12 protein-coding genes are annotated in these 14,178 nt (G+C 62.0%); 1 reads left to right on the top strand and 11 read right to left on the bottom strand.

All coding sequences use genetic code 11. From position 1 onward, the window contains the following. Nucleotides 1-19: 19 nt before the first annotated feature. The 4 genes from pssA to trxC all read right to left on the bottom strand — a co-directional run bounded on the left by pssA (nt 20) and on the right by trxC (nt 5,448). The gene (gene pssA, locus ACORQT_RS19435) at nt 20-1,375 is read right to left on the bottom strand and encodes a CDP-diacylglycerol--serine O-phosphatidyltransferase (RefSeq protein ID WP_072627087.1); all 1,356 of its coding nucleotides are present in this window, start codon (nt 1,373-1,375) and stop codon (nt 20-22) included. A gap of 152 nt (nt 1,376-1,527) precedes the next feature. Beyond that, nucleotides 1,528-4,176: a bifunctional acetate--CoA ligase family protein/GNAT family N-acetyltransferase gene (locus tag ACORQT_RS19430; RefSeq protein ID WP_033644169.1), complete on the bottom strand. Its 2,649-nt coding sequence runs from the start codon at nt 4,174-4,176 to the stop codon at nt 1,528-1,530. Nucleotides 4,177-4,224: 48 nt separating this feature from the next. Next, a complete protein-coding gene (locus ACORQT_RS19425) occupies nt 4,225-4,914 on the bottom strand; it encodes a tRNA-uridine aminocarboxypropyltransferase (protein WP_047573925.1) in 690 nt (229 codons plus the stop codon). A 114-nt stretch (nt 4,915-5,028) separates the two neighbouring features. After that, nucleotides 5,029-5,448, bottom strand: coding sequence for a thioredoxin TrxC (trxC, locus tag ACORQT_RS19420; protein WP_004928868.1), 420 nt, complete (start codon nt 5,446-5,448; stop codon nt 5,029-5,031). Between the two features lie 207 nt (nt 5,449-5,655). Here trxC and ACORQT_RS19415 point away from each other — a divergent pair, with 207 nt between their 5' ends. Continuing rightward, a complete protein-coding gene (locus tag ACORQT_RS19415; protein ID WP_072627088.1) occupies nt 5,656-6,744 on the top strand; it encodes a tRNA/rRNA methyltransferase in 1,089 nt (362 codons plus the stop codon). Between the two features lie 60 nt (nt 6,745-6,804). Here the strand turns inward: ACORQT_RS19415 and emrB are convergent, their stop codons facing one another. The 7 genes from emrB to ACORQT_RS19380 form a co-directional block, all read right to left on the bottom strand. Further along, on the bottom strand, nt 6,805-8,343 hold the full coding sequence (gene emrB / locus ACORQT_RS19410; protein ID WP_033644166.1) for a multidrug efflux MFS transporter permease subunit EmrB: 1,539 nt from the start codon (nt 8,341-8,343) through the stop codon (nt 6,805-6,807). Between the two features lie 17 nt (nt 8,344-8,360). Continuing rightward, nucleotides 8,361-9,533 (bottom strand): multidrug efflux MFS transporter periplasmic adaptor subunit EmrA, encoded by a 1,173-nt coding sequence (gene emrA / locus ACORQT_RS19405; protein WP_016929855.1) that lies wholly within the window; start codon nt 9,531-9,533, stop codon nt 8,361-8,363. Between the two features lie 23 nt (nt 9,534-9,556). Beyond that, on the bottom strand, nt 9,557-11,008 hold the full coding sequence (locus tag ACORQT_RS19400; protein WP_033644165.1) for an efflux transporter outer membrane subunit: 1,452 nt from the start codon (nt 11,006-11,008) through the stop codon (nt 9,557-9,559). A 28-nt stretch (nt 11,009-11,036) separates the two neighbouring features. After that, nucleotides 11,037-11,555 (bottom strand): transcriptional repressor MprA, encoded by a 519-nt coding sequence (mprA, locus tag ACORQT_RS19395; protein ID WP_004928879.1) that lies wholly within the window; start codon nt 11,553-11,555, stop codon nt 11,037-11,039. 162 nt (nt 11,556-11,717) lie between these two features. After that, nucleotides 11,718-12,065, bottom strand: a complete 348-nt coding sequence (gene ygaH / locus ACORQT_RS19390; RefSeq protein WP_072627089.1) for an L-valine transporter subunit YgaH — start codon at nt 12,063-12,065, stop codon at nt 11,718-11,720. Next, nucleotides 12,055-12,801, bottom strand: coding sequence for an AzlC family ABC transporter permease (locus ACORQT_RS19385; RefSeq protein ID WP_033644163.1), 747 nt, complete (start codon nt 12,799-12,801; stop codon nt 12,055-12,057). Before ACORQT_RS19385 ends, ygaH begins: the two co-directional genes overlap by 11 nt. A 121-nt stretch (nt 12,802-12,922) precedes the next feature. Next, a complete protein-coding gene (locus ACORQT_RS19380; RefSeq protein WP_444859268.1) occupies nt 12,923-14,122 on the bottom strand; it encodes an MFS transporter in 1,200 nt (399 codons plus the stop codon). Nucleotides 14,123-14,178 lie beyond the last annotated feature (56 nt).

Genomic DNA, 14,178 nt, shown 5'->3' with positions numbered 1-14,178 from the left:
GCCGGGGTCAGCATACCGCTTACAGGATACGGCTGATCAGCCGATCGATGCGGATACGGCGCAGACGCCGAATCAGCTTACGCACCTTGATCGGATACTGCTGAATGCTTTGCAGTTCCTGATAATGGCCGACTACAGTGGTATGAGTACGGATGCATTCCAGCTCTTTCTGCCGTTGCTCGCGCAGCTCTTGCTTGGGATCGTGGATCAGAATGGCGTTTTCCAGATCCAGCCGCCAGGCGCGCGGGTTGAGGTTATTGCCGGTAATCAGCTGCCACTCTTCGTCTACCCACATGCCTTTCAGGTGATAGCTGTTATCGCCATCCTTCCACAAACGCACGATCAGTTGGCCGGTGTCGATGTAACGCTGCAACCGGCTCAGGAAGCGGCGCAGGTTGATCTCATACAGGTAGGGCAGCGCGCCGATGATTTTGAACGGCTGGTCTTCCGGAATATAGAAATCGTTGGCGGTTTTATCGCCGACGATGATTTCCACCTGCTTGCCCTGTCGCAGCAGATAAATGATGTTGCGCACCAGCAGCGCCGGCAGGTTGAAATAGGGGGTGCACAGCGTCAGTTTCTGGTCGGTGCATGACATCAGGTGATGAATGGTTTTATTCAGCACGCTTTGTTTGCCTAGCCCAACCATCGGCGTCACCGCCAGCTCATCGTTGCCGGCTTTGCCGCGGAAGTGGTAACCGGCGCGGCGTAGGGCGAAACGGAACAGACGGGTTTCGTTTTTGATCTCCGGGCTTTTCGGCCGATCGCTGCGATCCAGGCGTTGTACGGCGCCGGCGGTGAGCAGATGCTGCTTGATGTAATCGATCAGAGTATCGGCCAGCACGCCGTTGGTGATCAACTGGTAGCGATCGTAACGGTATTTCTCATGCTGATGCAGATAGACGTCGTTGATGCTGGCGCCGCTGTAGATCACGGTATCGTCGACCACAAAACCTTTCAGATGCAATACGCCCAGTGCTTCGCGAGTATTGACCGGCACGCCGTAGATTGGCACCGATTGCTCCGGATGCTGGCTGGCCATGGCGCAGTACCAGTCGGCGTTGGTATTGGCGGCGGCGGCGCCGATGCGCCCGCGCTGTGCGCGGTGCCAGTCGACAAGCACGCAGATTTCCAGCTCGGGCCGCCGCTTCTTGGCTTGATACAGCGCGTTGAGGATCTCACGCCCGGCGTCGTCATGCTCCAGATACAGAGCCACCAGATAGATACGTTGGGTGGCGTTGGCGATGGAATCCAGCAGCGTGGCGCGAAAGTCGGACGGCGCGTACAGAGTACGAACATCAGCAACCGTCTGGGGGAGTTTGGGCAGTTGTGCAAGGTGTTGTTGATGTTTGCTACGTTTAAATTTTGACAACATCACAGTGCGCTTCTTCTCTCATGATTGATGGCCGGAACGCCACAGACTTAAAAACAATAAACCGAATAATCGGGCGATAATACCATTAGTTGCCTCGATTGTGCGTATGTTTTGGCGTTAAGTGGTGGATTCGTAGCGCATTGCGACGCAGGTCACTGCGCGTCGTCGGCCTGCAGCGGCAGCGTCAGATTGACGATGCCGTCCTCAAGCTGCACCTCGATGCCAAAGCCCAACCGCTGCGCCAGCGCGATCATGCCGCGGTTATTCGGCATGGTGATGCCGCTCAGGCGGGTCAGGCCATGCGCGCGCGCATAGGCGATCATTTTCTCCAGCAGCTGGCGGCCGAGCCCCACGCCTTTCAGGTCGGAACGCACCAGCACGGCGAACTCGGCATCGGTGTTGTCCGGATCGGACAGCGCGCGGGTCACGCCGATAATCTCGTCTGCCCGCACCGCCACAAAGGCCATTTCCCGATCGTAGTCGATCTGCGTCATGTTGGCCAAATCGTCATGGGTAAACTCGTTGATCTCGCTGAAGTAGCGGTAATAGAGATCTTCCTTGGTCACCCGGTCGATGAAATGCTTCAGCGCCGGCTCGTCTTCCGGCAGGATCGGGCGGAACAGGCATTGGCTGCCGTCTTTCAGCGCGATGGTCTCTTCCAGCTCATGCGGATAAGGCCGAATCGCCAGCCGCGCCTGCGGATCGCCGCTGAACGGTGCGAGCTGCATCGAAACGTCCAGCAGGGTGAACTCGCTGCCGGAAGCCAGCACCGGGTGAATATCCAGTCGGGCGATCTCAGGGCAGTCAAGGATCAGGTTGGAAACCTGCACCAGCAAGCGGCTCAGCCCGGGGATATCTAAAGGCCGCAGTGCGCTGCGCCCGCGGATCTTGCCGCCTTTCACCGCCTGCAGCACCAGATAACGCGCCAGCGCCATATTCAACGGCGGCAGCGCGACCGCGACCTGATTTTCCTGGCGCCACTCTACGCCGCCTTCACCCAGCATGATCAACGGGCCGAAAATGGCATCCTGCTCCACGGCGATGCGCAGCTCCTGGGCGCCGGCGCGGTTGGCCATGCTCTGCACCAGCAAGCCGTGGATGCGCGCCTGAGGGTAGGTGCGCTTCACGCGGTCGAGGATCGCCTCCGCCGCGCGCTGCACTTCGGTCGCGGTGCGCAGATAGAGCATCACGCCCTGAACTTCCGACTTGTGCGGGATATCCGGCGAACGCAGCTTCAGCGCTACCGGGTAGCCGATCTGTTCGGCGATGTGCACCGCTTCGGCGCTGTCTTCGGCGATCCAGGTCGGCAGGGTGCTCAGATCGTAGGCCTGCAGAATGGATTGCACCTCGTGGGTATCCAACTGGGTAGCGCCTTCGGCCAGCGCCTGATGAATCAGGCGGTGGGCATCGGCGGTATTGGCGGTCAGGCCGACCGGCAGCGCCGGCGTCTCCTTCAGCTGCTTCTGGTTGCGGCGGTATTCCACCATATGCATAAAAGCGGTCACAGCGCCTTCCGGCGTGCGGTAAGTCGGAATGGCGGCCTCGGTAAACAGCCGGCGCGCCTCTTGCGAAGAGTATTCGCCGCACCAGTTGGTCAGCAAGGTGATGCGTTTGCCGCGCGCATGGCGGTGCAGCGCGTCGATCAGCCGCTGCGCCGTGGCAGTGCCCGGTGCCGCCGCGCTCGGCGCGTGGATCAGCAGCAGCGCATCATAGTCGTGGCTGTCGAGCAGCGCTTCGAGAGCCGCCAGATAACGCTGCGGCGTGGCGTCGTCGCGCAGGTCGAGCGGGTTGCCGGCGCGAATGAAGTCCGGCAGCGCGTCGCTCAGCGTCGCCAGGCTCTCCTCGCTCAGCGTCGCCAGCTTGCCGTTGCGGCCGAGCAGTTCGTCCAAGGCCATCGCCGCCGGCGCCGCCCCATTGCTGACGATCATCAGCCGTTCGCCGCGCAGCGGATGCATATGGCTGAGGGTTTCCACCGCCGAGAACAGCTCATGGGTATCCTGGACGCGCAGCAGGCCGGCGCGCTGGATGGCGGCGTCATAGGCGGCGTCCAGCCCCAGTTGGCTGTTGAGCAGTAATTGCGCCTGTTGGCTACGGCCGCTTTTGATCACCAGAATGGGCTTGTTGCGCGAGGCGCTGCGCGAGGCGGAGAGAAAGCGCCGCGCATCGCTGATGTTTTCCAGATACAGCAGGATGGCGCTGGTCTTGCTGTCGCGCGCCAAAAAGTCGAGCAGGTCGTCGACGTCGATATCCAGGCTGTCGCCCAGCGCGATGAAATAGGAGAAGCCGACTTCGCGCTGCTGTGCCCAGTCGAGAATGGTGTTGGCGACGGCGGCGGACTGCGAGATAAACGCCAGCTTGCCCTTTTGGATCGGCACCGGCGAGAAGCTGGCGTTGATGCCTTGCCACGGCGCCAGCAGCCCCAGACTGTTGGGGCCCAGCAGCCGCATGGCGTAACGCTGCGCGCAGGCTTTGAGCTCGGCGAACTGTTCCGGCGGCGAAGAGAGCACGATGGCGGTTTTGCAGCCGCGTTGGCCCAGCGCTTCAATCAGCGCCAGATTACGGCTGGCGTGGGTGCAGATGATCGCCAGATCCGGCGTCAGCGGCAGGCTGGCGACGTCGGGATAGGCCATGACGCCGCATACCGCCTTGTAGCGCGGCGTCACCGGCAAGATGGGCCCGCCGAAACCGCCGGCCAGCAGGTTGCTCATCATCAGGTTGCCGGCGCGGCCCGGCTGCTGCGAAGCGCCCAGCACGGCGATCGATTTGGGACGTAGTAGCGCTTCTAACCCTCGCTGGCTCATGCACGGCTCCTTTTGGCAACGTTACGCCTGATTTTAGGCGCTTTATGGCTACATTGCTGTGACCGGTGCCTCCGGTCGGGTCGGTTTTCCCGCCAGATACTGTTGACGGAAATAGCGGAAGTGCTGATTCAATCCGTCGGCGGCCGGCATATCGCCCGCCTGTTGCAGCAGGGCGGCGGCCACTTCCGCCGTGCAGTGTTGCTCGGCGCGGCTGGCTTCGCGCAGCTGGTAGGCCGATGCGGCGTCGACGTTGAGTGAAAACACCGGGAATTGATTGAGATACGGGCTTTTACGGAACATTTTGCGCGCTTCCGCCCAGGTGCCGTCCAGCATGATGAACAGCGGCGGTTTGCCGCCGACGGGCAGTTCGCTGAACACCGGCCGCTCGGCGTCGGCGTAGGACGCGGGGAACACCACGTAAGGCTGCCGTGTCGGATCGTTGATGGCCGCCAGCAGGGCGGGATCGACCTCGGTACGCGACCAGAGGAACGCCTGGGTGTCCGGCAGGATATCGGCGATCAGGCGCCCGGTGTTGCTGGGCTTGAGCGGCTCGGCGCCGAACATGATCAGGCAGAAACGGCTGCCGGCCTGCTGCGGGCGAATGGTGTCGCACAGGCAGTTCTTATGCGGCAGCAGGCACCCCTGACAACGCGCCACCCGGCAACCGCGCGCCAGAAAGGGGCGGGTGGCGCGGTCTAAACGGAATTGGCGCAGGCGAAGTACGGCGTTGTCGGTCATAACGATCCTGGGGAAAAACCGCTATTGTAACGCAGAAAAAAGCCCGCCGGGAGGGGCGGGCTCGATCGGGGCGCGTTCGCGCGCGATGGCGGGATACGGCCTATACTTGCCGAATCACACTAACTCGTTGAGCCAGTTGTCAAACGGCGCCTTCGGCATCGCGCCGTTGAGCATGTCGACCATCTTGCCCTGACGGAACACCATGATGGTCGGGATGCTGCGGATGCGGAAACGGGCGCTCAGTTCCGGCTCGGCTTCGGTGTTCACTTTCACGAAGCGCACTTTGCCGGCGCGCTCTTCGGCCACGTCTTCAAAGATCGGCGCAAAGCTGCGGCACGGGCCGCACCACGGCGCCCAAAAATCGACCACGACCGGCAGATCGTCCTGCAGCAACTGGTCCAGCGTGGCGGCGGTGGCGTTGATCACTTCACCGTCGAAGAGCTCATGGCCGCAGCGGCCGCATTTCGCGTTGTCCGCCAGACGTTCTTCCGGCACACGGTTGGTGGCATTGCAAGCTGCACAAACTGTATTCATGTTGACCTCGGGTACTGAGAAAGCCGGGTCCCCGCAACGCGGTTGCGGAGATGTTTCTTTAATGCTGACGATTATCGGCAAAACCCGGCGCATGAACAATGAGGTTTGTTCAATGGATGTGATAGTTGGGAGCTTTTAGCGCAAGTTGGTGGCTTCATGCACCAACATCAGGTAATCTTCGCGCCCTGCGCGTTGGTGGAGAAGACAATGAACGATTCATTTAGTGGCAAGAACGGTAAGGTCAAAGTGATGTACGTCCGCAGCGACGACGACAACGGCGACGACCGCAACAAGAATAAACGTCCGGGCGGCAAAGGCCGTCCGGCTGACGGTGCGCGCTCGGGCCGCACCGGTCAAGACAAGGCGCGCGGCGGCAATGACCGTCGCGGAGCCGATTCCCGCCGCAGTGAAAGCGATCGTCCTCGCCGTCCGGCGCGCTCTGAAGATCGCGGCGGCAACGAGTCGCCGTGGAGAACCGTGTCGCGCGCGCCGAGTGAAGAGCCGGCGTTCGATCACGGCGGCATCAGCGGCAAAAGCTTCATCGATCCGGAACAGCTGCGCCGCCAGCGCGCGGAAGAAACCCGCGTTTACGGTGAGAACGCCTGTCAGGCGCTGTTCGCCAGCCGCCCGGAAGCGATCGTGCGCGCCTGGTTCGTACAGTCGGTCACGCCGCGCTTTCGTGAAGCGCTGCGCTGGATGGCGGCTAACCGCAAAGCCTACCACGTGGTGGATGAGGAAGAGCTGGCCAAGGCTTCCGGCACCGAGCACCACGGCGGCGTCTGCTTCCTGATCAAAAAGCGTCAGGGCCTGGATGCGCAGACCTACCTGAAAACTGCGCCGGCGACCGACTGCGTATTGGCGCTGGAAGAAGTCGGCAACCCGCATAACCTGGGCGCCATCGTCCGTTCGTGCGCCCACTTCGGCGTCAACGGCGTGCTGCTGCAGGATCCGGCGTTGCTGGAATCCGGCGCGGCGGTGCGTACCGCAGAAGGCGGCGCGGAGCACATCAAGGCGATCAACGCCGATGATTTCCTGTCGGTGCTGGATACCTTCCGCAAGGCGGGTTACACCATCGTCACCACCTCCAGCCACAAAGGCACCGCGCTGGCGCAGGCCAAGCTGCCGGCCAAGATGGTGCTGGTGCTGGGCCAGGAGCGCGACGGCCTCAGCGACAGCGCCTGGCAGCAGGGCGATATGAACGTGTCTATCGGCGGCACCGGCAAGGTAGAAAGCCTGAACGTTTCCGTGGCGACCGGCATTCTGCTGGCGGACTGGTGGCGTCAGAATCAGGCGTGATTTTCATTACGTCGAATAAAAAAACGGGCGCCTCAGGGCGCCCGTTTCGTTTATTGAAGCTTAGTGAGCGCCGCCGCCCCCGCCGCCGCCGGAGCTGAATGGCGGTTTCGCTACCCACACCAGCGCCAGCAGCACCAGGAATACCCCGGCCGACAGCCAGAAAATCTCGTTGGCGGAGATGATCAGCCCCTGTGCCGTGATCTCGTTGGCGATGTAGGCCGACGCCTGCTGCTTGCTCATGCCGAGCTGCTCGAGCTGCCGGTACATCTCCTGCGACTGCGGATTGTACGGGTTGACGAACTCCGTCAGCTGCGCGTGATGCTGCGATTCGCGCTGCGTCCACAGGGTGGTGGTGATCGAGGTGCCGATCGACCCCGCCAGGGTTCGCGTAAAGTTCGACAGGCTCGATGCCGCCGCCATGCGTTCCGGCGGCAGGCCGGACAGCGTGATGGTGGTCAACGGCATGAAGAAGCAGGCGATGGCGAAACCTTGAACGAACTGCGGCCAGGCCGAAGCGCCGAAGTCCATGCCCGGTTCAAACGTATAGGCGCGCCAGTAGAAGCACACGGCATACATGATGAAGCTGAAAGTCACCAGCTTGCGCATGTCGAGCCGGTTGCCGAACTTACCGATGATCGGCGACAGCAGCACCGGGATCAGCCCGACCGGCGCCGACGCCAGCCCCGCCCAGGTGGCGGTATAGCCGTACACCTCTTGCAGCAGCTGCGGCAGCAGAACGATGGCGCCGAAATACAGCATGTACGCCAGGCTGATGCACAGACAGCCGATGGTAAAGTTGCGCGACTTGAACAGCGACAAATCCACCACCGGATGATCGTCCGTCAGTTCCCAGACCACCAGGAACAGCAGCGCCACGACCGCCACGACGGTCAGGGTGATGATCTCGGTCGAGTTGAACCAGTCCAGCTCCTTGCCCTGATCGAGCATCACCTGCAGCGAACCGATGCCGACGATCAACAGCACCAGGCCGACGGTGTCGATCGGCTTGATCTCGGTTTTGGTTTCTCGCCCCTTCAGCGTCGCCATCGCCGCCAGGATAACGAAGGCGCCGATCGGGATGTTGATGAAGAAGATCCAACCCCAGTGGTAGTTGTCGCTGATGTAACCGCCGAGAATTGGCCCGAAGATCGGCGCGACGATCACGGTCATCGACCAGAGCGCCAGGGCCATCGCTCGCTTGGCGGGCGGGTAGTTGTTCAGCAACAGGCTCTGAGACAGCGGGATCAGCGGCCCGGCCACCACGCCCTGGATCACGCGGAAGAAGATCAGCATGCCGAGGCTGTTGGAGATGCCGCACAGCCAGGAGGCGAGAACGAACAGCGCGGTGGACCAGAGGAACAGCCGCACTTCGCCGATGCGCTTCGCCAGCCAGCCGGTGATCGGGATCGAGATGGCGTTCGCCACGCCGAACGAGGTGATCACCCAGGTGCCCTGCGAGTTGGAAGACCCGAGGTTACCGGCAATGGTGGGGATCGCCACGTTGGCGATGGTGGAGTCCAGCACCTGCATGAAGGTCGCCATGGCGAGCGCGACCGTCATCCAGGCAAGCTGGGCGCCTTCAAGCGGTTTCTGTGGCAAGATGGCCTCCCGCGCGCTTAGCCGGCGTTCGCATGGATCACGTCGGCGATCAGCTGGTTAACCGGCGCCAGATTCAACGCCAGCGCGTCGCTCTGATACAGCGGTTTGTCGCGCACCACGTCAGACAGCACGCGGCCGTCCAGGTTGGCGGTGTCGACGGTCACCAGCGTCGAAAGACCGATGCGCAGCGGATGATCGGCCACCTGCTTGGCGTCGAGCTCAATACGCACCGGCAGACGTTGCACCACCTTGATCCAGTTGCCGGTGGCGTTCTGGGCCGGCAGCAGCGAGAAGGCGCTGCCGGTGCCCATGTCGATACCGACCACTTTGCCTTGATACACCACATCGTCGCCGTAGACGTCGCTGACAACCGTCGCCGGCTGGCCGATGCGCATATTGGCGATTTGCGTTTCCTTGAAGTTGGCGTCAACCCAGATGTGATCGGCCGGCACTACCGCCATCAGCGGCGAACCGGCGGCGATCTGCGCGCCGACCTGCACGCTGCGGCGCGAGACATAGCCGGTAATCGGGCTGATCACTTTGGTACGCTGCAGCGCCAGCCAGGCGTCGCGCATCTGCGCGGCGGCTTGCTGGATCGCCGGTTGCTGTTCCAGCGGGGTGTTCAGCACCATCGCCTGGTTGGCGTTGTATTGCTGCACCGCCACTTCCAGCGCGGCTTTGGCGCTGTCGACCGCATCGCGAGCGTGTTGCAGCTCTTCGCGGCCGATGGCGTCAACGCTGCCCAGCACCACGCGACGTTTCAGATCGTTCTCGGCCTTGCTCAGATCGGTCTTGCGCAAGGCGATGTTGGCCTGATACTGCTTGCTGTTGATGATCAGCTGGTGGGTCTGACGCACGCTGTTGGCCAGGCCGGTTTTGGCGCGTTCAAACGCCTGCTCGGCATCGGTCGGATCGAGCGTCAGCAGCACGTCGCCCTGCTTGACGTAGTCGGTGTTGTCGAAGTTGACGCTGTTCACGCTGCCGGACACCTGGGCCATGATCTGCACCTGGTTGCCGGAGACGTAGGCGTCGTCGGTTTCCTGGTGATGACGCAGCACCAGGAACCAATACACTAAATAAGCCACCCCTATAACAATGAAAATAACCGTCAGCAACAGCAGCCAAAATTTGCGCTGCTTCTTTTTGCCGCTCGGCTGCTGCGGGTTTTGGGTTTCCGCGCTTGCGCTCATGGTGTTCTCCAAGCCTTATATTATTATGCTTTCGAATCCGCTGCGGCCGGGGCCTGATAGCCACCGCCCAACGCGCGGATCAGTCCTATCTTCGCCTGCAGTAAATTGCTGCTGGCATTCAACTCCGCCTGTTGCTGCTGCAATAGCTGCGTCTGGCTGGTCAACAGATCGTCGCGCCCGATAATCCCTGCCTGGTAACGGGCGTTGGCGACCTGATACACCTGTTGCATCGACTGGGCCGCGGACGCCGCCTGCAGCTGCTGTTGTGCAGAGCTCTGCTGGATGGTGATGGCGTCGGCGGTTTCCTGTACCGCATTCAGGATGGTTTGGTTGTAGGATTCCACCGCTTCGTCATACAGCGCGGATTCCTCGCCCAGCTTGCTGCGCAGGGCCCCGGCGTGGAAGATCGGCAGCGAGATCGCCGGCATCACGTTCCAGGCCTGGCTGGCCGCTTCAAACAGATTCGGGCTGGTGCCACTGGTATTGGTGGTCATCAGGCCGGCGAAGGCTGAAATGGTCAGGCTGGGGTAAAACTCTTTACGCGCGGCGCTGACGCGCTGGCTGTAAGACTCCACCAGCTGGCGTTGCGCGGCGATGTCCGGGCGTTTGCCCAGCAGATCCGCCGTCAGTTCGCCCTGCGGCGCCATCAGGTTGTCTGCAGGCAGCGGCACTTGACGCAGGTGCTGCATGGCGTTCGGCCCCTGGCCCGCCAGCGCGGCGAGCTGGTGTCTGAGCTGTTCGATTTGCGACTGCAGCTGCAGAATTTGCTGTTTGGCGACGTCGGACTGCGCCTGGGTTTGTTGCGGCACGTCGACGCCGGTCAGGCCGGCCTGATAGCGCTGTTGGCGCAGCGCGGTCAGGCGCTCGTTGTTGTTCACTTCCTGCTGCAGCAGCTTCTCGAGCGCGAGATTGCTCTGCAACTGATAGTAGGCGGACGCTACCGAGCTGGTCAGCGTCAGCGCCGCCTGTTCCTGCTCGGCGCGCGCTGCGTTCACTTGCGCCTTGGCGGCGTTCACCTGGTTGCGGTATTTGCCCCACCAGTCGAACTCGTACGCCAGGTTCAACCCCAGCGAGTTGGAGCTTGAATAGATCGGCTTATGCGGATACCCCAGCCCCATATTGACGTTCTGCGGCACGCGCTGACGTTGGGTGCTGGCGTTCAGATCCAGGTTCGGCCCGTTGGCGGCGTTGGCTTCGCCTACCACGCTCTGCGCTTCGCGCACGCGGGCGGCGGCCTGACGCAGGGTCGGCGAACTTTGCAGCGTTTGCGTCATCAAGGCGTCCAACTGCGGATCCTTGAGGGCGCGCCACCACTGCGGGCTGACGGCCAGCGAACTGACTTTCGGCTGAGCCAACTGCAGGCTCTGCGGATCCATCAGCGTGGATTGCGGGGCAATATTATCGGTAGAAGCACACCCGGCCAGCAGCAACACGGCGAACAGCGGGGTGAATCTCCAGTGAAATGGGGATCGCATAAGTAGGTACCTGAACAGAAATTGTGAATTAGGGTAACTGTTCTGTGATTTCCATTTGATCCAGACGTGCCAGCAATTTGCGCGTCAGCTGTTCCAGCTGTTTTTGCTCATCGTCGGTCAGCGTGGACCACAGGAAATGCAGACATTGGTGCTGCGGCGGCAGCAGTTGACTGAGAAATTCTTCCCCCTGCGGCGTCAGATGCAGATGCAGGCAGCGGCGATCGTTGTCGCTTTCCCGGCGCTCGATCCAGCCGCGCTTCTCCAGCTCGTCGGCGATGCGGGTCGCATTGGTGCGCGAGGAGCCCAGGGCAGAGCTTAGCTCAGAAGGTTGGATGCTGTGGCTTTCCTGCGCATCCAGGGTAATCAGCGCCATAAACAGTGTTTCGTTAATCCCCTGCGCTTTCAGCATCTTATTGCGATTTTCCAGCAGCTTGCCTTGCATGTGCATGCACAGACGGGTCAGCAGGATTTCCTGATAAGGGAAATCTTTCTGCCGCGTGGCGCGGAAATTCAGCATTTGTTCTATGGGGGCAAACGAGCTTTCCATAATTTAGGGCCTCATTAATTTCGTTCGAGATAGTAACGACGGTGACAAATAATGTAAATGTTCAGCCGTGCGGATAATTTAGCAATTCGTGTCATTTGTCAGTGTTTGTAAAGATGTGACGCCTGAAAACGCCAGTGTGAAGCCAAACGGTCGGAGGCGGCGTCAGCCAGGGCCGAAAAACATTAGCAATTTTAATGTGAAGCCAAAGGCCGTCGCGCCGAGCAGCGTCGACAGAATGATGCTTTTACTGCGGTAGAAACACAGCGCCAGCGCGGCGAACCCCGCTAACGTCGGCAGCAGCTTGTCCGGTTCGCGCATCACCACCGGCGTGCTGGAGACCACCAGCAGGGCGCAGATGGAGGCGATGCCGATGCTGTCGAGCAGCAGGGCGGCTTTGCCGCGTTTGATGCCGGGCTGAGCGCGCGCCGGCGCCAGCCGCAGCGGCAGATAACGGAACAGGTAGTTGGCGCAGCCCACCACCAGGCCGATCACCAGCACATCAGTGTTCATGGCTGGCCTCCGCGTGCGGGGGTTGGAACAGGGCGGCGGCGCAGCCGGCGCCGATGCCGGCCAAAATGGCGACCGGAATGGAGAACAGCACCACGCCGAGCAGCGCGCCGGCCAGCGCGGCGGCGATGGTCAGGCTCTGCGGGCGCCGGAAAGCGGCCAGCAGGAAACTGAGAAACAGCGCCGGCAGCATGAAGGCGAGCGAGGCCTCGATCACCGGGAACTGCTCCAGCGGGCCGTTGCCGAACAGCGCGCCGAGCGCGGTGCCGGCTACCCAAGAGAGCCAGGAACAGAGCGCGATGCCCAGCATCCAGTTTTCGCTCCAGCTGCGGTTATTGCGCATCAGCCTGGCGGTGGCGGCGGCGAAGACCTCATCGGTCAGGCCAAAGGCCCACAGCGCCGTTTTGCCGGGCGACAGGCGCGAGACGATGCGGTGACGCAGCGCCGGGCCATACAACAGGTGGCGCACGTCCATCGCCATTACCGTCAGCGCGGAGACCCACAGCGACATGCCGGCGCTCAGCAGGGCGGTGATCACGAACTGGCTGGCGCCGGCGTAGATGATGCAGGAGAAGAAAATGCTTTCCAGCGGGGAAAAGCCCAGTTTGACGGCGCTGAGGCCGAAAGCGAACGCCACCGGCACGTACCCGATGACGATCGGCAAACTGTCGACGACGCCGTTGGCGAAGGTGGCGCTGACGGCGGGCGGAGTAAGGCTGTCTGCAGCTTGGCTTTGCATGGTTGTGGGTCGCTGGGTAGATAGGTCGTCAATAGTTTATGCCCAGAACATTACCAGAGAGTAAGTAATGTTTATACCCTGCACCGCTAATAAATTTCTTTAGTGACTATTTGCACGATAATCAGATTGCCGCCGGCCCCTGCGGATCGTGATGCTTGCCGAGCCACCAGGTCAGCAGGTTGAGCAGGCATAACACCCCTCCGACGGCGGCTACGCCGTACCAGCCTGCATGCTGATAGGCGGACGCGGAGAGCAGCGAACCGAGCGCGCCGCCGATAAAGTAGCTGGTCATGTAGCCGGCGGTCAGGCGGTTGCGCGCCTCCGGCAAGATGCGATACATCACGCTCTGGTTGGTGACGTGTACCGCCTGCACCGCCAGATCGAGGATCAGGATGCCGGCGATCAGCGCCCACAGCGATTGTTTAGCCAGCGCGATAGGTATCCAGGACAGCAGCAGCAATACCATGCCGACGGTGGTGGTCAACCCGGCCTTGCCTTTGTCCGCCAGATGCCCGGCGCGCGAAGCGGCCAGCGCTCCGGCGGCGCCCACCAGACCGAACAGTCCGATCACCCCTTCGGAATAGTTGAACGGCGGCGCGGCGAGCAGAAAGGCCATTGAGGTCCAGAGCACGCTGAAGTTGGCGAACGACAGGGCGCCGAGGATGGCGCGAGTGCGCAGCAGCGGCGTGCGGCAGAACAGGCTGAAGATCGAGGCCAGCAGCTGCGGGTAGTTCAGCCCGGAGTGTTGCTTATAGCGCGGCAGCGCGCGCCACAGGATCAGCGCCATCAGGATCATCAGCACGCTGGCGACCCAGTAGATGGTGCGCCAGCCGCCGAACGACGCCAAGGCGCCCGCGACGGTGCGCGCAAGCAGGATGCCGAGCAGCAGGCCGCTCATGATGATGCCGACGGTCTTGCCGCGCTTTTCCGGGTGGGCCAGCGTGGCGGCCAGCGGCACCAGGATCTGCGCCACCACCGAGAACAGCCCGGTGAGCGCGGTGCCGAGGATCATCATCGGCAGCGTGGCGGAAGTAGCGGTGATCAGCATGCCGCCGGCGGCCAGCAGCGTCATGAACACGATCAGCCCGCGGCGCTCGAACATATCGCCGAGCGGCACCAGCAGCAGCAGGCCGGTTGCATAACCGAGCTGCGCGGCGGTGACGATAAAGCCGGCCTGGTTGACCGACAGGTTGAAACCGGTGGCGATGGTTTCCAGCAGCGGTTGCGCGTAATAGTTGCTGGCGACCGCCAGGCCGGTAGCGATGGCGATCAGCACGGTCAGCGCCGGGCTGAGGCCCGGATGGGCGTTTTGTTGGCTCATGGTTTTTTCATCACGGGAAGAAGATAGCGCGCAGTATCCGGCAACGCGCGTCCGGA

Source organism: Serratia sp. (in: enterobacteria) (assembly GCF_052400455.1).
GTDB lineage: Bacteria > Pseudomonadota > Gammaproteobacteria > Enterobacterales > Enterobacteriaceae > Serratia > Serratia ureilytica.
Note: the sequence above shows the minus strand (reverse complement) of the source record. Positions and strands in the feature narration are given on the sequence as shown.